At 37.5% G+C, this 24,610-nt stretch carries 21 protein-coding genes; all 21 read left to right on the forward strand.

All coding sequences use genetic code 11. From position 1 onward, the window contains the following. The first annotated feature begins 2 nt into the window (after window positions 1-2). The gene (locus tag QUE18_RS06290) at window positions 3-539 is read left to right on the forward strand and encodes a M48 family metallopeptidase (protein WP_008392795.1); all 537 of its coding nucleotides are present in this window, start codon (window positions 3-5) and stop codon (window positions 537-539) included. Between the two features lie 96 nt (window positions 540-635). Then, on the forward strand, window positions 636-5,129 hold the full coding sequence (locus QUE18_RS06295) for an acyl-CoA dehydratase activase (protein WP_009265415.1): 4,494 nt from the start codon (window positions 636-638) through the stop codon (window positions 5,127-5,129). An 86-nt stretch (window positions 5,130-5,215) separates the two neighbouring features. After that, window positions 5,216-5,566, forward strand: coding sequence for an Hpt domain-containing protein (locus tag QUE18_RS06300; RefSeq protein WP_040344331.1), 351 nt, complete (start codon window positions 5,216-5,218; stop codon window positions 5,564-5,566). 92 nt (window positions 5,567-5,658) lie between these two features. After that, window positions 5,659-6,045, forward strand: a complete 387-nt coding sequence (locus QUE18_RS06305; RefSeq protein ID WP_008392792.1) for a hypothetical protein — start codon at window positions 5,659-5,661, stop codon at window positions 6,043-6,045. 136 nt (window positions 6,046-6,181) lie between these two features. Next, complete coding sequence (gene pyrH / locus QUE18_RS06310) at window positions 6,182-6,877, forward strand: UMP kinase (protein ID WP_039862614.1); 696 nt, start codon at window positions 6,182-6,184, stop codon at window positions 6,875-6,877. A 23-nt stretch (window positions 6,878-6,900) separates the two neighbouring features. Then, entirely contained in the window at window positions 6,901-7,446 is a 546-nt protein-coding gene (frr, locus tag QUE18_RS06315) for a ribosome recycling factor (RefSeq protein ID WP_008392790.1), read from the forward strand. Window positions 7,447-7,535: 89 nt separating this feature from the next. Then, window positions 7,536-8,243, forward strand: coding sequence for an isoprenyl transferase (locus QUE18_RS06320; RefSeq protein ID WP_040344332.1), 708 nt, complete (start codon window positions 7,536-7,538; stop codon window positions 8,241-8,243). Window positions 8,244-8,247: 4 nt separating this feature from the next. Further along, the gene (locus tag QUE18_RS06325; RefSeq protein ID WP_015530218.1) at window positions 8,248-9,060 is read left to right on the forward strand and encodes a phosphatidate cytidylyltransferase; all 813 of its coding nucleotides are present in this window, start codon (window positions 8,248-8,250) and stop codon (window positions 9,058-9,060) included. Between the two features lies 1 nt (window position 9,061). Then, the gene (locus tag QUE18_RS06330; RefSeq protein ID WP_009203809.1) at window positions 9,062-10,201 is read left to right on the forward strand and encodes a 1-deoxy-D-xylulose-5-phosphate reductoisomerase; all 1,140 of its coding nucleotides are present in this window, start codon (window positions 9,062-9,064) and stop codon (window positions 10,199-10,201) included. A gap of 4 nt (window positions 10,202-10,205) precedes the next feature. After that, window positions 10,206-11,237, forward strand: coding sequence for an RIP metalloprotease RseP (gene rseP, locus QUE18_RS06335; RefSeq protein WP_009203810.1), 1,032 nt, complete (start codon window positions 10,206-10,208; stop codon window positions 11,235-11,237). Between the two features lie 12 nt (window positions 11,238-11,249). Continuing rightward, complete coding sequence (gene ispG, locus QUE18_RS06340) at window positions 11,250-12,311, forward strand: flavodoxin-dependent (E)-4-hydroxy-3-methylbut-2-enyl-diphosphate synthase (RefSeq protein WP_009203811.1); 1,062 nt, start codon at window positions 11,250-11,252, stop codon at window positions 12,309-12,311. A 1-nt stretch (window position 12,312) separates the two neighbouring features. Beyond that, complete coding sequence (locus tag QUE18_RS06345) at window positions 12,313-16,725, forward strand: PolC-type DNA polymerase III (RefSeq protein ID WP_242852728.1); 4,413 nt, start codon at window positions 12,313-12,315, stop codon at window positions 16,723-16,725. A gap of 147 nt (window positions 16,726-16,872) precedes the next feature. Next, window positions 16,873-17,337: a ribosome maturation factor RimP gene (rimP, locus tag QUE18_RS06350; RefSeq protein ID WP_008392783.1), complete on the forward strand. Its 465-nt coding sequence runs from the start codon at window positions 16,873-16,875 to the stop codon at window positions 17,335-17,337. A 15-nt stretch (window positions 17,338-17,352) separates the two neighbouring features. Then, window positions 17,353-18,540, forward strand: coding sequence for a transcription termination factor NusA (gene nusA, locus QUE18_RS06355; protein WP_008392782.1), 1,188 nt, complete (start codon window positions 17,353-17,355; stop codon window positions 18,538-18,540). Window positions 18,541-18,561: 21 nt separating this feature from the next. Then, the gene (gene rnpM / locus QUE18_RS06360; RefSeq protein WP_008392780.1) at window positions 18,562-18,831 is read left to right on the forward strand and encodes an RNase P modulator RnpM; all 270 of its coding nucleotides are present in this window, start codon (window positions 18,562-18,564) and stop codon (window positions 18,829-18,831) included. After that, window positions 18,824-19,123, forward strand: coding sequence for a L7Ae/L30e/S12e/Gadd45 family ribosomal protein (locus QUE18_RS06365; RefSeq protein WP_009203813.1), 300 nt, complete (start codon window positions 18,824-18,826; stop codon window positions 19,121-19,123). The genes rnpM and QUE18_RS06365 overlap by 8 nt, the downstream gene beginning before the upstream one ends. A gap of 20 nt (window positions 19,124-19,143) precedes the next feature. After that, on the forward strand, window positions 19,144-21,396 hold the full coding sequence (gene infB, locus QUE18_RS06370; RefSeq protein WP_009203814.1) for a translation initiation factor IF-2: 2,253 nt from the start codon (window positions 19,144-19,146) through the stop codon (window positions 21,394-21,396). Between the two features lie 21 nt (window positions 21,397-21,417). After that, window positions 21,418-21,789, forward strand: a complete 372-nt coding sequence (gene rbfA / locus QUE18_RS06375; RefSeq protein WP_008392777.1) for a 30S ribosome-binding factor RbfA — start codon at window positions 21,418-21,420, stop codon at window positions 21,787-21,789. Then, a complete protein-coding gene (locus QUE18_RS06380) occupies window positions 21,776-22,720 on the forward strand; it encodes a DHH family phosphoesterase (protein WP_009203815.1) in 945 nt (314 codons plus the stop codon). The genes rbfA and QUE18_RS06380 overlap by 14 nt, the downstream gene beginning before the upstream one ends. 13 nt (window positions 22,721-22,733) lie before the next feature. Then, complete coding sequence (gene truB / locus QUE18_RS06385) at window positions 22,734-23,633, forward strand: tRNA pseudouridine(55) synthase TruB (RefSeq protein ID WP_008392775.1); 900 nt, start codon at window positions 22,734-22,736, stop codon at window positions 23,631-23,633. Between the two features lie 9 nt (window positions 23,634-23,642). Then, a complete protein-coding gene (locus QUE18_RS06390) occupies window positions 23,643-24,581 on the forward strand; it encodes a bifunctional riboflavin kinase/FAD synthetase (RefSeq protein WP_009203816.1) in 939 nt (312 codons plus the stop codon). Window positions 24,582-24,610: the final 29 nt, after the last annotated feature.

Here is a 24,610-nt window from a genome sequence, read left to right on the forward strand (position 1 = left end):
TAATGATAAAACAAATAGGAACATTAAATATTGAGATTGAGCGAAGGAAGATTAAAAATATAAATATCTACGTGAAACCTCCAAACGGAGATGTTTTGGTAACAGTTCCAATGAGAGTTTCCAACGAAGAGGTTTTTCGTTTCCTTAAGAAAAAAGAAGAGTGGATTTTAAAAAACCATGAAAAAGTAAAAAACAGGCAAAATTCATCACAGCAGGAAATTAATCTGGAACAAAGGAAATGGCTGGAAGACAAGATCATAGAATATGCAATGAGATGGGAATCAATCATGAAAGTTCATGCGAATGGCTTTACGATTCGAGATATGAAAACAAGATGGGGAAGCTGTAGTATTCACAGTAAAAAGATTCGGATGAATCTGCAGCTGGCTGTAAAACCAGAGGAATGTGTAGAGTATGTTTTGGTGCATGAATTATGTCATCTTTTAGAACCAAGCCATAACCAGAGATTTTATGATTTGATGAGTCATATTCTTCCAGATTGGAGGGAACGTAAGCAGAAACTAAATGAAAAAGTGTGAAGAAAGTGTTAAAATCCATTTTTTATCTTACATTTTCTATTAATTTGAGTTATGATAAAACGTAAAGCTCAAAAGAAGGAGAAAAGACGATAACGAATGATGAATAACGAAATGACAAAATCAAACGAACAAAATATATTAGTCGGGATCGACGTAGGATCTACGACAACCAAAATAGTAGCAGTTGATGCCAATGACCGTCATCAACTGTTATTTTCTGATTATGCAAGACATCATGCAAATCAGATCGCAAGTGTGATCCGAAGCATTAAGAAGTTTTGCGGACATATAAGAGATAAGAAGATCAGATTGTGTCTGACTGGCTCTGGGGCAAAACCAGTGGCATCTATTTTAAAAGTACCATTTGTGCAGGAAGTTGCAGCCAATGCGATCGCATTACAAGATCAGTTTGACCAGGTCGGAACGGCAATTGAGTTAGGTGGACAGGATGCCAAGATGATCTTTTTTAAAGATTCTGAAAATGGACAGTCACAAAGTGTTTCCGATATGCGTATGAATGGAAGCTGTGCGGGTGGAACGGGAGCATTTATTGATGAAATTGCATCCGTATTAAAAGTACCAGTGGAACAGTTTAATGAGTTGGCACAAAAAGGAACACATTTATATGATATTTCTGGAAGATGCGGGGTATATGCAAAGACAGATATCCAACCACTTCTGAATCAGGGAGCAGCCAAGGAAGACCTTGCGTTATCCGCATTCCATGCGATCGCGAAACAGACGATCGGAGGGTTGGCACAGGGATTGGAGATTAAAAAACCTGTCGCATTTGAAGGTGGACCATTAACATTTCATCCAACTCTGGTAAAAGTTTTTGCTGAACGTCTGAATTTGAAAGAAGATGAGATTCTTTGTCCAAAGCATTCAGAATTAATGATTGCATATGGGGCAGCATTATCTTTGGATAAGATGTTTGCAGACAGCAAACCAAAAGATGTGAATAAAATGTTAGTAATACTGGAAGACGCACAGAAAGATCATTCCCACGTTTCAGGAGAAATTGCAAAACCATTTTTTGAATCAAAAGAAGAAGAAAATGCTTTTAAAGAAGCACATAAGAAGAAACAGGTGACATGGAAGAAACCACAAAAAGGAGAGGTTGTTCGATGTTTTCTTGGGATTGATGCAGGAAGTACCACAACAAAATTTGTATTATTAGATGAACAAGAAGAAATTCTGGATTCTTTTTATGCACCGAATGAAGGGGATCCGCTGAAAGTAGCGAAAGAGGCCTTGATCTGTTTAAGAAAACGATATGAAGAAGCAGGAGCAGAATTAGAAATTTTATCAGCTGGTACGACTGGGTATGGAGAAATGCTGTTTTCCAAAGCTTTTGAAATCCCTTGCCATACGGTTGAGACGGTAGCACATGCAAGAGCTTCTGAAAAATATGTCAAAGACGCCTCTTTTATTTTGGATATTGGTGGACAGGATATGAAAGCAATCTGGTTAGAGGATGGAGTTATCACAAATATTTTATTAAATGAGGCGTGCTCTTCTGGATGCGGTTCATTCCTTGAAAACTTCGCATCCTCTTTACATATTCCGACAAAAGAGATTGCAAAGAAAGCGTTTGCGTCTAAAAACCCAGCAGTTTTGGGTAGTCGTTGTACGGTATTTATGAACAGCAGTATTATCACAGAGCAGCGAAACGGTAAGAATCCAGAAGATATCATGGCTGGATTATGCAGATCGATCATCCAGAATGTATTTACAAAGGTTATCCGCGTATCAAATCTTGATTCTCTTGGAACTAAGATTGTGGTACAAGGTGGCACTTTTGAAAATGATGCGGTTTTACGTGCGATGGAAGAATATGTAGGAAGAGAAGTGATCAGAGCACCATATCCAGGGATCATGGGTGCAATTGGTGTCGGATTGATCGCAAAAGAGCAATATGAGAAGAATCCGAAAGAAGTGAGCACATGGGATCTTCGTGATTTAGATACATTTTCTTATGAGCAGCAGGCGAATGCACCTTGTCCATTTTGTACGAATCATTGTCAAAGAACAATTGTTCAATTTTCAAATGGAAATTCCTGGGTAACAAATAATCGATGTGAAAAAGGCGAGATCATCGGAGATCCAAGAAATGATGAGGTTGGAAAGCAGTTAAAAGAAACAATCCGAAAAACACAGAGTGTTCCAGATTTATTCCAAGAGCGAAAGAAATTATTGTTCAAAGAATATCCTTATCCAGTGCCTAAAACAGAAAGAGATATCACGATCGGAATTCCAAGAGTGTTATCCTATTGGGATACGATGCCATTTTGGACAACTTTTTTCAAAAGTTTGGGATACAAAGTACAATTATCGGATGAAAGCACAAGAGAGATTTATGAAAGTGGATTGTCAGCAGTGACATCAGACACGGTATGTTTTCCAGCAAAACTTGTGCATGGACATCTTAGAAATCTGGTGAAAAAATATCATGTAGATCGTATTTTTATGCCATCGATCACAACAGTACCGCCAGAGAATATGGAAAAAACAAGTGAGTCTATGTGTGCGGTGGTAAAAGGTTATCCGATCGTTATCAGGAATTCTGATAATCCACAGGATAAATGGAATGTGCCATTTGATGCACCATTATTCCATTGGCATACCAAAAAGGACAGACAGCATCAGTTGGTAAAATATATGGAAGAAGTATATCATGTCTCAAAAGAAGAGGTTATGAATGCAATGCATACAGCAGATCAGGCTCAGAAATCTTTTGACCAACAGTTAAAGAAACGAGGAGAAGAGATTCTAAATGAAGTAAAGGAAAAGAATGAATTTGCAGTTGTTTTAGCATCTCGTCCATATCAGAACGATACACTGGTTAATCACGATCTGTCTAAGATGTTTACAAAAGCAGGCATCGCAGTCTTAACCGCAGATTCCCTGCCAGAAGTGAATCAGACAGAACTCTCAAAAAGCCGTCTGGATATTGTAAATAACTATCATGCTAGAATGTTATCTTCTGCTATCTTATGTGCGCAAAGTGAGCATCTGGAATATGTACAGCTCGTAAGTTTTGGATGTGGACACGATGCTTATCTATCCGATGAGATCACGAGAATGATGAAAGAAATTTCCGGGAAAACACCATTGATCTTAAAAGTAGATGAAAGTGATAATCAAGGACCATTGGGAATCCGTGTGCGTTCTTTCTTGGAGACAGTGAAAATGGGACGTGAGAAACATCAGAAATTAGAAGTAAAAGAGTTGCAAGAACCATATCCAGTCAAGTTTACAAAAGAAAACAGGAAAGAAAAAATCGCATTGGTTCCAAATACATCGCATGCATTTTGCAGAATTATGACAGCAGCATTAAGAGGACAAGGAATTCGGGCGGTTGCTTTGGATATCGGGCGTGAAGAAGCAATTCGTTTGGGAAAGAAATATGTACATAATGATATCTGTTTCCCAGCACAGATCGTCATCGGAGAAGCATTGGCGGCACTGGAAAGTGGAAAGTATGATGACAAAGATGTTGCGATCGTTATGGGAAAATATGTTGGGGACTGTCGACTGACACATTATGGGGCACTACTAAGAAAAGCTCTTGATGATGCAGGATATGACCATATTCCGATCCTGACAAATGATGATGCAGATTCTCATAATATGCACCCAGGATTTAAATTAAATCTGGCATCTTCTGTAAAAATCGCATTTGCATTACCGATGATCGATGTATTGGAGGAATTATTACGAAAGATCCGTCCATATGAAACAGTCAAAGGAAGTGCGGATGAAGCGTTTGACAAAGCCCTTGATCTTGTAATCGATGGATTGGAAAAGTCAGGAGTTCTTGGTGCAAGAAAAGGATTTAAGAAGGCTATTTCTATCATGAAAAATATTTCTTATGATCGTACGAACTTAAAACCACAGATTCTGATCGTTGGGGAATATCTTCTGAACTTTCATCCAGGAGCAAACCATGACATTGAAAAATATCTGGAAGAAAATGGATTTGAGATCATTGAAGCACGTATGACGGATGTTATCCGTAAGACATACTTTTATCAGGATTCACAGATCAGGGAATATCATTTAAATAAACCAATGGATCAAAAGATCTGGTTTCGGACAGCAGACATGTTCTTTGATCTTGCACACAGTCTGACCGATTCCATTGCAAAAGGACATCCTTTATATAAACCAGCGATCCGTATGGATGATCTGGTAAAAGACAGTGATCCGATCATTCATCATACATTTGATGCAGGAGAGGGTGTGCTGATTCCAGGAGAGATCATTCATCACGCAAAACATGGATGCAAGTATTTCTTGATCTTACAGCCATTTGGATGCCTGCCAAACCATGTTGTTGGAAGAGGTATTTCTAAAAAATTAAAAGAAATGTATCCAAATGCACAGATTCTTCCATTAGACTATGATCCAGATGTCAGTTTTGCGAATATCGAAAATCGTCTGCAGATGCTTGTTATGAATGCGAAACAAGAAATCTTGGAAGAAAATGAAGAACGAGACCGTAGAAGAAGTCATCACTATATGGAAAGTGACAAAAAAACATATCGTAGAAAGAAATATGGTGTCGAAAAAACTTCTGGTGTATAAAAAATAGAATTAAATTGTTGAATTTTGTTAAATATGCTATAATCCATTTTAGGTTATTCAAAAATAATTTGAATGGAGGAGAAGTAATGAATATTCAGGAGTTTTATGACAGTATTGATGAAAGTTATGAAAATGTAAGCAGCCGTATGATGGGAAACCAGAAACTGGTGGAAAAGTTTGTCCGTAAGTTTTTAGATGATCCTACTTATGGACAGATTAAAGAAGCAGTAGATAAGATGGATTATGATGAAATTCTTCGAACAACTCATACGATGAAAGGAATTGCAAGCAATCTGGAGTTTACACATTTACAGCAAAAAAGTGCGAAAGCAGTAGATATGATCCGTGCAGGACAGCGCGAAGAAGTATTGCCAGTGATCGGTGAAATTGAGAAAGAATATCAAAAAGTTATAGAACAGATCCAGAAATTGGATTAAATTGGATAATAAGAAGACAAAGATGAGGGAATCTTTCGAAGTAGTATGAAGGAGACAGCGACAACATAAAAAATAAAAAGGAACTAGTGATTATGCAAAACAAAACAAAAAATATATTTTTTAAGATAATCTCAGGACTCGTTTTGATTCAGGGTGTGTTGCAGTTATTGAATCTGTTAGGGCTTGTAGGTTATGGAAGAACGACGACTTCTGCAACAAAGTTTTATCTTGGACTTGTTTTGATCGGCGGCTACGCAGTAGCAGCAATGGTCGGTGGATATACGGGTCTTAAAGATGGAAATACACAGGAAGGATGTAAAAGATGTTTTTATGTCAGTCTTGTACTGATCGCAATTACGATTGCCACGATTATTTTAAATGTTGTATTTAAAGCATATTCAGTAACTCAGTTTGAGGCACTGATCATACCAGTGTTGTTTATGCTTTTTACAATATTAAATGGACGAAAGAATTTGTAAACATAAAAGGGTCTTTTTCGATTTCGAAAGAGGTCCTTTTTATAGTTGTTCTTTTCTTGATGATATGATATAATTTCACATAGTGATTTGGCAAAGAAAGAACAAATGAGGTAGACCAATGAAAGATTTAAAAGATATGAAACGTGTGCTTTTAAAGTTAAGTGGAGAAGCACTTGCCGGAGATAAGAAGACAGGATTTGATGAAGCAACATGTGCAGATGCAGCACGTCAGGTAAAGACATTAGTAGATGAGGGACTTCAGGTAGCGATCGTTATCGGAGGAGGAAACTTCTGGAGAGGACGTACAAGCGAGAGTATGGAACGTACAAAAGCTGATCAGATCGGAATGCTTGCGACAGTTATGAACTGTATCTATGTATCCGATGCATTCAGAACAGCAGGAATGGAAACAGAAGTATATACTCCATTTGTATGCGGAGCATTTACAGAATTATTTTCCAAAGATAAAGCAGTCAAAGCTTTAGATGAAGGAAAGGTTGTATTTTTTGCAGGTGGAACAGGACATCCTTATTTCTCAACAGATACAGCAACAGCACTTCGTGCGATCGAGATTGAAGCAGATGCGATCTTATTAGCAAAATCAATTGACGGCGTATATGACAGTGATCCTGCTGTGAATGAAAATGCGGTGAAATATGACAGTATCACAATGGAAGAAGTATTGGATCAGAAATTAGGAGTGATCGACCTAACAGCAACGATCATGTGCCTTGAAAATAAGATGCCATTAGCAGTTTTTGGATTAAATGAAGAAAACAGCATTGAGAATTTAATGAAAGGTGAATTTAACGGAACATATGTAACCGTTTGATAAATTAGGAGGACGAAAGAAACATGTTAAAACAATTTGAAGACAAGATGCAGAAATCTTTAGACAGTATGGCGAATGATTTTATGACAATTCGTGCAGGACGTGCCAATCCTCATGTATTAGATAAAGTCAAAGTTGATTATTATGGAGTTGCAACTCCTGTAGCACAGGTTGGTAATGTTTCTGTACCTGAAGCAAGAACGATCATGATTCAGCCATGGGAGCCAAACTTATTAAAAGAGATCGAGAAAGCGATTTTAGTATCTGATATCGGGATCACACCAACAAATGATGGTAAAGCAATCCGATTAAACTTCCCAGATCTTACAGAAGAACGAAGAAAAGAGCTTGCAAAAGATGTCAAGAAACGTGGAGAAGAAGCAAAGGTAGCAGTTAGAAATATCCGTCGTGATGCAAATGATTTTGTCAAGAAACAGAATAAAGCCGGAGATTTAAATGATGATCAGGCAAAAGATGAAGAAGACAAAGTACAGAAGATGACAGATAAATACATCAAACAGATTGATGAAGCAGTTGATGCAAAATCAAAAGAAATCATGACAGTTTAATCTTAATCATCAACAGGGTTGAAATCTCAGCCCTGTTTTGTTTCATGTGGAAAGAAACGAAAGTTATATATGATACACAGGAGGTCCAAATGGAGAATTTAAATATTCCACAACATGTGGCCATTATCTTAGATGGGAATGGAAGATGGGCAAAAAAACGCCATTTACCTAGGAATATGGGACATAGACAGGGAAGTAAAGTGGTGGAACAGATCATAGAAGATGCACATGATCTTGGAATTAAATATTTAACAGTTTATGCTTTTTCAACAGAGAATTGGAAACGCCCACAGGACGAAGTAAATGCATTGATGAAACTGCTTCGTGATTATTTAAAGACATGTATCAAGCGTGCAAATAAAAATAATATGAAAGTCAGAGTGATCGGAGATATCACAGGACTTTCCGAAGATTTACAGGAGAAGATCATTGAGCTTGAGAAGGCATCCAAAGATAATACAGGGATCAATTTTACGATCGCACTGAATTATGGAAGTCGTGATGAGATGGTGCGGGCTATGAGACATATGGCAGATGATCTTTCTAGTGGAAATCTTTCCAAAGATATGATCACGGAAGAAGTGTTTAATGGATATCTGGATACAAAAGAACTTCCAGATCCAGATCTGATGATTCGTACAAGTGGGGAAGAAAGATTGTCGAACTTTATGTTATGGCAGTTAGCATATACAGAATTTTATTTTACAGATGTGCTCTGGCCTGATTTTAATAAAAAGGAATTAATAAAGGCGATCGAATACTATAATAGACGCGACCGCAGATTTGGAGGAATATAAGTTTATGTTTAAGCAAAGACTGATCAGTGGGATCATTTTAGTATTGATCGCAGCTTTTGGGTTATATATGGGTGGAATTGTGACGTTTGCAATGACATTGATCGTTGCATTGATCGGATACAGCGAGATTTTAAAGATTTATCATATTGAGAAATCATCTTTGGCAGTGATCGGATATACAGGCACGATTCTTTATTATGTGGCATTGTTATTTGATCTTGATCAATGGACCACAGCAATCATTATTTTATTTTTAATCTTTTTACTCGGATGCTATGTGGTACGTTTTCCAAAGTATAAAGTGGACCAGATGATGGCAGGATTCTTTGGATTTGTATATGTAGCGGTTATGATGTCCTTTATCTATCAGATCCGTGAATTACAAAATGGAGGAGAATTTGTTGTATTATTATTCCTTGCAGCATGGGGAAATGACACTTTAGCATATTGTACAGGAATGTTGATCGGAAAACATAAGATGTCACCAATTTTAAGTCCTAAGAAAAGTATAGAAGGTTTGGTTGGCGGAATTGTCGGTGCGGCAATTCTTGGTGCATTATATGGATTATATCTAAACACATATATCAGATTTAGTTTTAATCCAGTTACAATGTTCCCAATTGTTTGTGGACTAGGTGGAGCAGTTTCAGTCATTGGAGATTTGGCAGCATCTGCGATCAAGAGAGATTCAGGAATTAAGGATTATGGTACATTGATCCCTGGTCATGGAGGAATTCTTGATCGATTTGATAGTATTATTTTTATTGCACCTGTCATTTATTATCTGACAGTTATGATCTCAGGAGGAGCGATCTAGAATGAAATATATTTCAATTATTGGATCTACAGGTTCCATTGGAACCCAGACACTAGATATCGTACGAAGTAATAAAGATCTGAAAGTTACAGCCTTAGCAGCAGGAACAAGTATTGATCTGTTAGAGAAACAAGCAAGAGAATTTCAGCCAGTGATCGTTGCTGTATACAATGAACAGAAGGCAGAAGAGTTGAAACTTCGTCTGGCAGATACGAGTATAAAAGTATGTGCAGGAATGGATGGATTATTAGAAGCAGCAACACAGGAGCAGTGTTCTGTTGTTGTCACAGCAATTGTCGGAATGATCGGAATTCGTCCAACGATCGCTGCGATGAAGGCTGGGAAAGACATCGCACTTGCTAATAAAGAAACATTGGTAACTGCAGGGCATATCATTATGCCAATGGCGGAAGAATTGGGTGTTTCTATTTATCCAGTAGATAGTGAGCATTCTGCAATTTTTCAGTGTTTACAGAGCGGGAAAAGAGATGATCTTGATTCTCTGATCATTACAGCATCAGGGGGACCGTTCCGTAAGAAAACGACAGAAGAATTAAAACATGTGACAGTAGAAGATGCGCTGAATCATCCAAATTGGTCAATGGGACGAAAGATTACGATTGATTCCGCAACGTTAGTGAATAAAGGACTCGAAGTGATCGAAGCCAAATGGTTGTTTGGAGTGGATTTTGATAATATTCATGTTGTAGTACAACCAAAGAGTGTGATCCATTCTATGATTCAGTTTAAGGATGGAAGTGTGATCGCACAGCTTGGAACACCGGATATGAAATTACCGATTCAATATGCATTATTTTATCCACAACATAGAAATCTTGCGGGAGAACGTCTGGATTTTGCAAAATTAAAAGAAATTACATTTGAAGAACCACCAGTGGATGTTCTAAAAGGACTTCCTTATGCATATAAAGCAGGTAGGATCGGTGGAAGCATGCCAACAGTCTTAAATGCTGCAAATGAAAAAGCAGTTGCATTATTTTTAGGCCGTAAGATTCAGTTTTTAGATATTTACGACATCATTGAAGACACAATGAATGCCCATAAAGTTATTGAGAATCCGACACTGGAAGAAGTGTTAGAGACAGAGCAATGGGTGTATGAACACATAGAAAGCAGGTAGATCATTGAATATTATCATTGCAATTTTGATTTTTGGAATTATTATTATTGTGCATGAATTAGGGCATTTTCTGATCGCTAAGAAAAATGGGATTCAGGTAGATGAATTTTGCATTGGACTTGGACCAACGATTATAGGAAAGCAGGTTGGAGAGACTTTTTATTCTGTCAAACTGCTGCCATTTGGTGGTGCATGTATGATGGGAGAAGATGAAGACCGACCTGAAGAAAATGCGTTTAATAATAAGTCCGTCTGGGCAAGGATGGGAGTTATTTTTGGAGGACCATTTTTTAACTTTATCTTAGCGTTTATATTTTCAATTATAGTGATCGGAATGTCTGGTGCTGACATTCCGAAGATTTCCAAAGTAGAAAAAGATTCACCAGCATATGAAGCAGGAATCCGTAAAGGAGATACTATGATCAAAGTTGCTGGAAAGAAAATGCACAATTACAGAGAGTTTTCCTATTATATGTATTTAGATTATGATGGAGGGAAAATTCCGATCACGATATTACAAAACGGAAAAGAAAAAAATATAAACGTCACACCAGAGTATGATAAAGAACGAGGACAATATCTGATCGGGATTACCTGGAATGGGTATCAGAAAGTAGGTCCGTTAAAAACGATCGAATACAGTTTCCGAGAAGTAGGATTGCAGGTAAAGATTACTTTAAAGAGTGTAAAGATGTTAGTTTCACAAAAACTTGGTGTGAAAGATCTTTCAGGACCAGTGGGAATTGTCAAAACGGTCGGAGACCAATATACACAGGCTGCCGCCTATGGATTTAAAACAGTATTTTTGACAATGGTAAACTGGATCATTTTGATCAGCGCAAACCTTGGTGTGATGAATTTATTGCCATTACCAGCACTTGATGGAGGCCGTTTATTGTTTTTGATCATAGAAGCAATTACTGGAAAGGCTGTGCCACAGAATATGGAAGCGCTGGTACACACTGCAGGATTGATCTTATTAATGCTTTTGATGGTATTTGTAATGTATCAGGATATTGTAAAGATTTTCATGTAAAGGGGGATTTGCATGTATACAAGAAATCAGACAAGAGTAATTTCGATTGGAGATGTTAAGATTGGAGGAGGCAATCCAGTTGCCATCCAGTCTATGACAAATACAAAGACAGAAAATGTGGAAGAGACGGTCAAACAGATTCTTGCTCTTGAGAAGGCTGGATGCCAGATCATTCGCTGTACTGTTCCAACAATGAAAGCTGCCGAAGCTTTTACAGAGATTAAGAAGCAGATTCATATTCCGTTGGTCGCGGATATTCATTTTGACTATAAACTTGCAATTGCAGCGATGGAACATGGGGCAGATAAGATCCGTATCAATCCGGGGAATATCGGTGGAGAAGAGAATATCCGCAAAGTGGTAGAAACAGCAAAGAAATATCATGTACCAATCCGTGTTGGTGTAAACAGCGGATCATTGGAGAAACCACTTGTTAAAAAATATAACGGAGTAACTGCACAAGGACTGGTAGAAAGTGCCTTAGATAAAGTTGCTATGCTTGAAAAATATGATTTTCATGATATGGTAGTCAGTATTAAGTCTTCTGATGTTTTGATGTGTGCACAAGCATACCGCCTAGTCGCAGATAAAATCGATTATCCTCTGCATGTAGGGATCACAGAAGCTGGAACAGTTTTTAGTGGTAATATCAAATCAGCTGTAGGACTTGGAATTATCTTAAATCAGGGAATTGGTGATACGATCCGTGTATCATTGACAGGAGATCCAGTCAACGAGATTGCCAGTGCGAAACTGATCTTAAAGACATTAGGACTTCGTTCCGGAGGAATTGAAGTTGTATCCTGCCCAACATGTGGACGTACGAATATCGATCTGATTCCACTTGCCAATCAGGTAGAGACAATGGCTGCAGATTTTGAAAATCTGAATCTCAAGGTTGCTGTTATGGGGTGCGTTGTGAACGGACCAGGAGAGGCCAAAGAAGCAGATGTAGGAATCGCTGGTGGAAATGGAGAGGGACTTCTGATCAAGAAAGGTGAGGTTATCCGCAAAGTACCAGAAGACCAATTACTTGATACTTTAAGATATGAATTAGAACACTGGGGTGAATAAAATGAAAGTGACAACAAAACCATTTTTCAGTGTATTTCCAGATCTGAAAGTTTCTGACGATGTAAGATCTTTGTTTGAAGATGCGAATATTAGAGAGATCACACTAAAGAAAAAAGAAAACATGCTTAAGATTTCTTTTCAGTGTGATCATCTGATCTCAAGAGTCGATACATGGAGAATGGAACGCACGATCCGGGAACAGCTGTTTTCAAAGCGTTTTGTAAAGATTCGTTTTCAGGAAAGTTATCACCTGTCAGAACAATACAATCTCAAATATCTAATGGAGCATTACATGAAAAGCTTCCTCTTTGAGTTAAAAGGCAAAGGGGAGGTTATTTTTAATGTCGTGAGAAAAGGGGATTATAGAATTGAAGATGATGTGATCACATTTTACTTTGAAGATACATTCGTAAACCGTAATAAAGCCCCAGAGATCAAAGAATTTTTTGAGGTGATATTAAAAGAACGTTTTTCTATCGATGCAAAAGTCGGCTTTGATTTCTCTAAGACGATCGATCGAAGCCTTAAAATGGAAAGTGATTATCGCTTACAACAAGAAATCCATACGATCGTAGAGCACGCAGATATCGTGGAGAAAGAACAAAAAGAAGAGAAAAAAGCAAGAAAGAAAGCAGCTGCAACGAAAAAAGAACATACATTTAAGAAAAAACCAAAATATTCAGACGATCCAACATTATTATATGGACGAAATTGTGATGGCGAGCTGATGGAGATCAAGGATATCTATGATGAAATCGGGGAAGTTGTGATTCATGGGCAGATCACATTTCTTGAAACACGAGAGATCCGTAATGAAAAAACAATCATCATTTTTCATATTACCGATTTTACAGATACGATCAGCTGCAAGGTTTTCGTAAGAAATGAACAGCTGCCTGATATTTTAGATGGTTTGAAAAAAGGTGGATTCTATCGTATCAAAGCAGTTGCGATGTATGACAAATTTGATCATGAGATCTCTCTGGGATCTGTGGCAGGAATCAAGGCGATTACAGATTTCAGGGAAAAACGTCAGGATACATCCATGGAAAAACGTGTGGAATTACATCTCCATACAGTGATGAGCGATAATGACAGTGTGGTACAGATCAAAGATATTGTAAATCGCGCCTATGAATGGGGGCATCCGGCGGTTGCAATTACAGATCACGGTGTATTGCAGGGATTTCCGATCGCACGTCATGCATACGAAGACTTGAGACTAAAAGAAGATGATTCATTTAAGATCATTTATGGGGTAGAAGGATATTTCGTTGATGACCTTGGAGATTTGATCATTGATTCAAAAGGGCAGTCACTAATGGACAGTTATGTTGTATTCGATATTGAGACAACAGGATTTAACAGTGTCAATGACCGAATTATAGAAATTGGTGCGGTAAGAGTCGTAGAAGGAGAGATTAAAGAAACATTCAGTGAATTTGTCAATCCAGAGCGACCAATTCCATATAAGATCACTCAGCTGACAACGATCACAGATGATATGGTAAAAGATGCGGGAACGATCGAAGAAATCCTTCCACAGTTTTTAAGATTCTGTGAGGGATCTGTTTTGGTTGCACATAATGCAGGATTTGATACAGGGTTTATCCGCGAAAATGCGAAAAGATTGAATCTTCCATATGATCATACAGTCGTGGATACACTGGGACTTGCAAGATGTCTAATGGGACATCTTGGTAAATTTACACTGGATAATATTTGTAAACATTTAAATATCATACTGGAAACACACCATAGAGCAGTTGATGATGCAACAGCAACAGGAAAGATTTTTGTAGAATTCATTTCTATGTTAAAAGAAAAAGATATTACAGATCTAGATCAGGTCAACGAATTTGCAAATGATAATGTCGATCTGATCAAAAAAGGACGCATGTATCATGGAATTATTCTGGTTAAGAATAATACAGGGCGTGTTAATTTAAACCGCTTGGTATCCGAATCACATTTAAATTACTTTAACCGTCGCCCAAGAATGCCAAAGTCCCTGATCAATAAATACAGAGATGGACTGATCATTGGATCTGCGTGTGAAGCAGGAGAATTATATCAGGCATTGCTTGATGAACGCTCAGATGAAACGATTGCGAATATTGTATCATTTTATGACTATCTGGAGATTCAGCCAGTAGGAAACAATGAATTTATGATTGGATCCGAACGTGTTGAGAATGTGAATTCGATTGAAGATATTCAGAAATTCAATCAAAAGATCGTAGATCTTGGAGAACAATTCCATAAGCCAGTCGTTGCGACATGTGATGTACATTTTCTAAATCCAGATGATGCAATCTATCGTTCTATTTTATTAGCTGGAAAAGGATTTAAAGATGCTGACCAGCAGGCACCGCTTTATTTTAGGACAACACAGGAGATGTTAGATGAGTTTGCGTATCTTGGAAGTGAGAAAGCCAAAGAAGTTGTCATAACAAACACGAATAAGATCAATGATATGATTGAAAATATTTCTCCGATCCATCCGGATAAATGCCCGCCGGTAATCCCAGATTCAGACAAAACATTAAGAGAAATCTGTTATAATAGAGCACATGAGATTTATGGAGATGATCTTCCAGAACGAGTGACAAGTCGTTTGGAAAAAGAATTAAACTCTATTATTGGAAATGGATATGCGGTAATGTACATCATCGCACAGAAATTGGTATGGGATTCGAATGACCATGGGTATCTGGTAGGATCACGAGGATCGGTAGGATCTTCCTTTGCAGCAACGATGTCAGGGATCACGGAAGTAAATCCGTTGCCAGCACATTATATCTGTCCAGAATGTCATTTTGTGGATTTTGACTCAGAACAGGTGCAAAAATATGCGAAGATGGGTATGTCAGGTTTTGACATGCCAGATGCATACTGTCCAAAGTGTGGAGCAAAGATGACGAAAGAAGGACAGGATATCCCGTTTGAGACATTCCTTGGGTTTAAAGGAAATAAAGAGCCGGATATCGACTTAAACTTCTCAGGAGAATATCAGGGAAAAGCACATGCTTATGTAGAAGTTATCTTTGGAAAAGGAAAAGCATTCCGAGCGGGAACGATCGGTACACTGGCAGAGAAAACAGCCTATGGTTATGTGTTGAAATATCTGGAAGAACGAGGAATCAGTAAACGTCGTTGCGAAATAGAGAGATTAGCACTTGGATGTACGGGAGTTAAGAGAACAACTGGTCAGCATCCGGGTGGAATCATTGTAGTACCGCATGATAAAGAAATTTATGATTTTACAGCGGTACAACATCCAGCCAATGATATGAATACACCGATCATTACGACACATTTTGAATACCATTCGATTGACCAGAACCTATTAAAACTTGATATTCTGGGACATGACGATCCATCTATGATCCGAAGAATGGAAGATATCACAGGAATTGATGCACAGACGATCCCAATGGACGATAAAGGCGTTATGGGATTATTTCATGGAACAGAAACCTTAGGGATCACACCAGAAGATATTGATGGGACACCGCTTGGATCACTTGGAGTACCGGAATTTGGGACAGACTTTGTAATTCAAATGCTTCAGGATACGCATCCACAGAGCTTTTCTGATCTTGTCCGTATTTCTGGGCTGTCTCATGGAACCGATGTATGGCTTGGAAATGCTCAGACATTGATCGAGAATGGAGATGCGGTTATTTCCACAGCAATCTGTTGTCGAGATGATATCATGGTATATCTGATCAATCAGGGATTGGAACAGGAAGCGTCATTTAAGATTATGGAAGGAGTCCGAAAAGGAAAGGGACTTACAGATGAACAAGAACAGATGATGAGAGATCACAATGTGCCAGATTGGTATATCTGGTCTTGTAAACAGATCAAATATATGTTCCCGAAAGCCCATGCGGCAGCTTATGTTATGATGGCATGGAGGATCGCATGGTATAAGGTTTATCACCCATTAGCATATTATGCAGCATATTTCAGTATTCGTGCGAAAGCATTTTCTTATGAAGATATGTGTCTGGGAAAAGAACGCTTGGATGAAAAGATGAGTATTATTAAGAATACGCCAAAACATGAAGTTAAAAATGCTGATCTTGATCTGCTACGAGAAATGAAGATCGCAGATGAAATGTATGCAAGAGGTTATGAATTCTGGCCGTTGGATATTTACAAGGCAAAGGCAAAAGATTTCCAGGTCATTGATGGAAAGATCATGCCGGCGCTTACCAGCATTGATGGTATGGGAGAAAAGGCGGCACAGCAGGTAGAAGAAGCAGCCAAAGGAGAACCATTTACATCCTTGGAAAACTTCAGAAACAGAACAAAAGCACCACAAGCATGTATCGAGAAAATGAAAGAACTTGGAATTATGGGAGATCTATCAGATACTGATCAGTTAAGTTTCGATTTTCTTTGATAATATATGAAAAAACTCTTGTCAAGAGATATTTTTCATGTTAAACTAAATATAGCTTAAGAAAAGATGACTTAGGAGTGGGCATATGTCCACTCCTATTTTGTGTAACAATGAAGAAATAACACTACAAAAGAAAGGGTTGATACATTGGCAAGACGAGTTGATATTGAAACAAAAACAGAAGAACTGGTATTACCGATCATTGAAGCCAACAATTTTGAACTGGTGGATGTAGAATATGTCAAAGAAGGGGCAAACTGGTATTTAAGAGTTTACGCAGACAAAGAAGGTGGAATTGCAATTGATGACTGCGTGCTGATCAGCAGAAGCTTAGAAGAGAAACTGGATGCAGAAGATTTTATCGAAGATGCATATATTTTAGAAGTAAGTTCTCCAGGACTTGGAAGACCACTAAAAAAAGAAAAAGATTATGTAAGAAGTGTCGGAAAGTCCATTGACATCAAGCTTTATAAAGCAATTGATAAGCAAAAGGAATTTACTGGTATTTTAAAAGAAAACATGGAAGATCAGATTGTACTAACAATCGAAGATCAGGATATTACATTTGAGAAAAAGAGCATTGCAAGTGCTCGTTTGTCGTTAGATTTTTAAGGAGGAAGAAAGAGAATGAGTGAATTAATTGCGGCATTAAATCAGTTGGAGAAGGAAAAAGGTATTGATAAAGACGTTATCATGGAAGCCATTGAAAATTCCCTGCTTGCTGCATGTAAAAGAGATTTTGGAAGTGCAGATAACGTTGTAGTTAATATGGATCGTGAAACAGGAGATATTTATGTTTATGCGATCAAAGAAGTTGTAGACGAAGTCTATGATCCTGCACTGGAGATCAGTCTTGGAAAAGCAAAGGCAATCGATCAGAACTTAAATCTTGGAGATACTGTAAGAATTGAAATCACACCAAAAGATTTCGGACGTATTGCAGCAATGCATGCAAGAAGCGTTATTGTTCAGAAAATCAAAGAAGAAGAAAGAAGAGTTGTATATGATCATTTCTACTGCAAAGAAAAAGATATCGTAACAGGTGTTGTTCAGCGTTATGTTGGAGAGAATGTAAGTGTAAGCTTAGATGACAAAACAGATGCTCTGTTAATGAAATCTGAACAGATCAGAGGTGAAGTGTTCAAACCAACAGAGAGAATCAAACTTTATATTGTAGAAGTAAAAGAAACAAATCGTGGACCACGTATTCTCGTTTCAAGAACACATCCAGATCTTGTAAAACGTTTATTTGAGAAAGAAGTTGCGGAAATTCAGGATGGAACAGTAGAGATCAAGAACATTGTGCGTGAAGCAGGATCAAGAACAAAGATGGCTGTATGGTCCAATGATAAGAATGTAGATCCAGTTGGAGCATGTGTCGGATTAAATGGTGCCAGAGTGAATGCAATAGTCAATGACTTAAAAGGCGAGAAAATCGATATCATCAACTGGAATGAAGATCCTTGTGTATTCATTGAGAATGCATTAAGCCCATCAAAAGTTGTTTCTGTGGCAGTTGATGTAGAAGAAAAGAGCGCAGAAGTTGTAGTTCCAGATTACCAGTTATCATTAGCAATCGGTAAAGAAGGACAGAATGCGAGACTAGCTGCAAGATTAACAGGCTATAAGATTGACATTAAGAGTGAATCACAGGCAGCTGAAGAAGCAGCAAAAGTCAGTGAAGAACCAGAGGCAGATGAATTTGAGATTGAAGAAGATCTTTTTAACGAAGAGATCAATGATGATTTCGTAGAAGATGCAGAGAATACAGAAGAAGCTGTTGAAGATTTTGATGCAGAGGATATTGAAGAATAGGAAATATCAGCAGGTGATAAAATGAATCGAAAAATTCCAACAAGAAAATGTATCGGGTGCGGTGAATTAAAAGAAAAGAATCAATTAGTCCGGATCGTAAGATCAAAAGAAGGCGAGATCAGTCTTGATATGACTGGAAAGAAAAATGGGAGAGGGGCATATATATGCCCTGATCCACAGTGTCTAAAACAAGCATTTAAGAAAAAAGGACTAGATCGTTCTTTTAAGATAGGAGTACCGGAATCGGTCTATGAGACATTAAAAAAGGAGATGGAAGAACTTTATGAATAAAGGATTATCTCTTCTAGGTCTTGCATTCAGATCCGGTAATCTGGTCAGTGGAGAATTTGCCGCAAGAGAAGCTGTCAGGAAAAAGACAGCAACTCTTATCATTGTAGCCAATGATGCTTCCGATAATACAAAAAAGATGTTTGAGAATCAATGTAAACATTATCAAGTACCTTTTTATTGCTGGGGATTAAAAGAAGAGCTTGGGCATGCGATCGGGAAGGAGTTTCGAGCGTCGATCGCAGTGACTGATCAAGGTTTTGCAGAAGCTCTTTTAAAACAGCTTGATAAATAAGAATCGCAGGAGGTATATTTATGGCAAAATTCAGAGTTTATGAAATTGCAAAGAAATATAATAAAGACAATAAAGAAATTTTAGAAATCTTGAAAGCCAATCATGTAGAAGTGAAAAACCACATGAGTACCATAGGAGATGAGCAGATCAAAATGATCGAGAATGCGTTGAAACCAAAGAAAGAAGCAAAACAGGATCATAATTCAAAGAAACAGGAAAATTCAAAAAGAAAAGATAATAAAAAAGCACAGAATATGGAAAAGAAAAATAATAAAAAAACTCAGGAAGTAAAGAACAATAAAAATAATTCAAAAAATAAAAATAATGATGGGGATAAAAAGATCTTAAGAAAAGATAATCCTCAGAACTCTCAGAAGTTTGGGAAAAATAATAAAAAGAATAAGAAATTTAACAATAAAAACCAGAACCAGAATCAGGAGCATAAGAAAAAGAAAAAAACATCAGGACCTGGTGCCTTTATTAAACCAGAACCAGTAAAGAAACCGGAAATAGATCCAAATGCGCCAGTAAAGATTCCTCCAGTATTAACATTGAAAGAACTTGCAGATGCATTATCTATTCCTGCAAATGATATCATTAAGAAATTACTGATCAGCGGAGCTGGAATGTTAAATGTAAACTCTGAACTTGATTTTGAAAAAGCAGAAGAGATCGCAATGGAATTTGATCGTCTGGTAGAGATGGAAGAACAGGTAGATGTGATCGAAGAACTGTTAAAAGAAGAGGAAGAAGACGAAACAGATATGATCGTAAGACCACCAGTTGTCTGTGTTATGGGTCATGTTGACCATGGTAAAACTTCTTTACTTGACAAGATCCGTTCTTCTCATGTTACAACAGGAGAAGCAGGTGGTATCACACAGCATATTGGGGCTTATGTTGTTGAAACATCCAATGGAAAGATCACATTCTTAGATACACCAGGACATGAGGCATTCACATCTATGCGTATGAGAGGTGCCCAGTCTACTGATATTGCAATCTTAGTCGTAGCCGCAGATGACGGTGTTATGCCACAGACGATCGAAGCGATCAACCATGCGAAAGCAGCAGGAATCGAGATCATTGTTGCGATCAATAAGATTGATAAAGAAAGCGCTAACATTGAGAGAGTAAAACAGGAACTGATCGAATATGAATTGGTACCAGAAGACTGGGGTGGAAGCACGATCTTTTGTCCAGTATCTGCACATACAGGAGAAGGAATCGATGAATTATTAGATATGGTTTCTTTAACAGCAGAAGTTTTGGAATTAAAAGCAAATCCAAATCGTAAAGCAAGAGGTATTGTCTTAGAAGCACAACTTGATAAAGGTCGTGGACCAGTTGCAACTGTATTAGTACAGAAAGGTACATTACATGTTGGTGATGCAGTAGCAATCGGAAGTGCTCATGGTAAAGTTCGTGCAATGATAAATGACAAAGGAAAACGTATTAAAACAGCAGGACCATCTACACCAGTTGAGATCTTAGGTTTAAGTGAAGTTCCAAATGCTGGAGAAGTTATGATGGTTATGGATAGCGAAAAAGAAGCAAGATCCGTAGCAGAGAAATTTATTGCTTATGGACGTGAAAAAATGTTATCTGAGACAAAACAGCAGTTATCATTAGATGATCTATTTAACCAGATCCAGGCAGGAAGCGTCAAAGAATTGAATATCATTGTAAAAGCCGATGTACAGGGATCTGTAGAAGCGGTTAAACAGAGTCTTGTAAAACTTTCTAATGATGAAGTTGCAGTCAAAGTCATTCATGGTGGTGTAGGTGCTATCACAGAATCTGATGTAAACTTAGCAGCAGCTTCTAATGCGATCATTATCGGATTTAATGTTCGTCCAGAACCAGCGGCTAAAGATGCAGCAAGTGCAGAGAAAGTAGACCTTCGTCTGTATCGTGTCATCTACAATGCGATTGAAGATATTGAAGCAGCTATGAAGGGTATGCTAGATCCTGAATTTGTAGAGAAAGTTACAGGGCATGCAGAAGTACGTCAGATTTTCAAAGCCTCTGGAGTTGGAACGATCGCAGGATCTTATGTATTAGATGGAACAATTCAGCGTGACAGCTCAGCACGTATTATTCGTGATGGTATTGTTGTTCATGAAGGAAAACTTGCATCTATCCAACGTGGAAAAGATGCGGTCAAAGAAGTTCGCAGCGGATTTGAATGTGGTCTTGTTATGGAAAGCTATAATGACATCAAAGAAGGGGATCAGATCGAATCCTTTATTATGGAAGAGGTCCCAAGATAATTTCCTGAAGGGAGTAGCAATATGAGAAAAAACAGCATTAAAAATACAAGGATCAATGGTGAAGTTCAGAGAGAATTAAGCCGTATCATCAGCAGAGAGATCAAAGATCCAAGAATTGCACCAATGACATCTGTTGTTGATGCCGTTGTGACATCGGATCTGAAACAGTGCAAAGCATATATCAGTGTTCTTGGAAATGATGAAGAAAAAGAAGAAACGATGAAAGGCTTAAACAGTGCGGTAGGTTATATCCGCCGAGAACTTGCACACTCTATTAATTTAAGAAATACACCAGAGATTACATTTATTTTAGATGATTCCATTGAATATGGAGTAAATATGTCAAAGAAGATAGATGAATTAAATCATGGGAGTGAGAATGAAACACTTTAATGAACAGATTTCAAAGGCTAAAACAATTGCCATTACAGGACACATCCATCCGGATGGAGACTGTATTGGCAGTTGCCTTGCCTTAAAACAGTATATTTTAGATAATTATTCTGGGAAGAAAGTTGATGTTTATTTAGAATCGATCAGCACAGAGTTTCGTTTTTTAAGTCATGCGCAGGAGATCATCACGGAGTCGAAAGATGATGAAAGCTATGATCTGTTTTTTGTTTTAGATTGTGGCTCTGAAGATCGTTATGAACCATTTGCAACAATGGTCAGAGGTGCAAAAACATTGATCGGAATCGATCATCATATCAGTAATGATGGATTTGGGGACTTTTATAAGATCGATCCACAGGCGAGTGCAACTTGTGAAGTTTTGTGCCAGATTTTTGAAGAGGATAAGATTTCAAAAGAATGTGCCCAGTGCCTATACACAGGAATCGTGCACGATACCGGAGTGTTTAAGCATTCAAATACAACACGTAAAACGATGGAATATGCGGGAATGTTACTGGAGAAGGGTGTTTCAACTACAAAGATCATTGATGAGACATTTTATCAGAAGACATTTGTACAAAATCAGTTGTTAGGGAAAGCATTGTTAAAAAGTCAACTTTATGCAGATGGACAGATTATTATTTCGAATCTTTCAGAACAAGATTTTGAAGAGCTTCATGCATCAACATCCGACAGTGATGGGATCATTGATCAGCTGCGAATTACAAAAGGTGTGGAAGCAGCAATTTTTCTATATCCGATCGAAAATGGCTATAAAGTAAGTATGCGTTCGAATGAGAAAGTTAAGGTTTCAGAGATTGCTAAAACACATGGAGGTGGAGGACATATCCGTGCAGCAGGATGTTCCATGAAAGGAACATTGAAAGACATTCAAAGTACGATCATAAGCGAGATCACAGAACAATTATAAGGTAGAGGTTTTTATGTACAACGGATTATTGAATATATATAAAGAAAAAGATTTTACATCGCATGATGTTGTCGCAAAACTTCGAGGGATCTTACGTCAGAAAAAGATTGGTCATACAGGAACTTTGGATCCAAATGCAGAAGGAGTATTGCCGGTCTGTCTTGGAAAAGGAACAAAGTTATGCGATATGTTAACAGGAACGAAGAAACAGTATAAGGTAAGCTTTGTGTTTGAAAAAGAGACAGATACAGAAGATATATGGGGAACTGTTACGAAAACACATGAACCGTTAAAACAAGATGCACCGATCAAAGATACGATCTTGTCTTTCGTTGGAGAATATGATCAGGTACCACCTATGTATTCTGCAAAGAAAATTAATGGAAAGAAGCTGTATGAACTTGCCAGAGAAGGAAAAATTATCGAGCGCAAACCAGAACGGATCAGGATCTATGATATTTCAGATATTGAAATCTCTTATCCAGAAGTTACAATGACAGTTACATGCAGCAAAGGTACATATATCCGAAGTCTTTGCAGGGATATTGGACATAAGCTTCAAAATGGAGCGTGTATGACAAAGTTAGTCCGTACAAGATCCAGTGGTTTTCAATTAGAATATGCTCATACATTATCAGAGATTGAGGAAGCAGTGAAAACTGGAAAAATCGAAGAATGGATAATTCCAATTGAAAAGGTTTTTCTAAAATATCAAAAAGGTACCGTAAAGAAAGACTATGATAAGGTTTTATTTAACGGAAATCCTTTAAAGAAAGAGATGTTTTATGAAATAGATCTCGATACAACAAAGAAACTTCGGGTATATGATGAAAGTGAACAGTTTATCGGAATATATTACTGGAAAAAAAATATGTTTTTCCCAGATAAGATTTTTTATGACAACAACCAATGAGAGGAAGCCATGGAATACATTCATAATACAGAACAATTTCAATTTCATAATACAGTGGTAGCTCTTGGCAAATTTGACGGAATGCATAAAGGGCATCAGTTGATCTTTGATGAACTGATTCAGTATAAGCAACTGGGATATCAGGCGGCTGTATTTTCTTTTGACCGTCCACCACTTAATATGTTAAAACACAAACATATGAGAGTGATCTACACGACCAACGAAAAGATAAAACTTCTTGCAAGAAGAGGAATTGATATTTATATCGAACATCCATTTACAGATGAATTCTCGCATTTATCACCAGAAGATTTTGTGATCAAAGTACTTCTTGAAAAAACAGGAATGAAAGTTTTAGTTGTTGGTGATGATTGTGGGTTTGGTTATAAACGTCAAGGAAACGTAGAATTACTTGAACGGATGTCAAAGGAATATGATTTTAAATTGATCGTTATTCCCAAACTTGAATTAGAAGGAGAAATTGTATCAAGCACAAGAATCCGTCATTTGCTATCTGAGGGTAAAGTGGAGGAAGCTAATCGTCTGATGGAAGATCCGTTTATGATCTGTGGATCTGTAGTTCATGGAAATCATATGGGAGCAGAAGTACTTCAAATGCCAACAGCGAATCAGATTCCATTGGAGGATAAGTTATTGCCTCCAAATGGAGTATATGTTTCAAGAATCCATTATAAAGATGAAACGTATTACGGAATTAGTAATGTTGGAGTAAAGCCAACGATCGAAGGAAAGAAACATATGGGAGTTGAAACATATATTTTAGATTTCCATAAGAATATCTATCATAAAGAAATAGAAGTGGAATTATTGTGTTTTAAAAGACCAGAAATGAAATTTGATTCTCTAGAATCTTTAAGCCAGCAGATGCATGAGGATGCAGAATTTGCAAGAAGATATGCAAAAGAACATTATGGATATGAAGCATAATTGAACATAAAAATGTACAATTTTTCTTT

It is taken from the genome of Anaerostipes hadrus ATCC 29173 = JCM 17467 (genome assembly GCF_030296915.1).
Classification (GTDB): domain Bacteria; phylum Bacillota; class Clostridia; order Lachnospirales; family Lachnospiraceae; genus Anaerostipes; species Anaerostipes hadrus.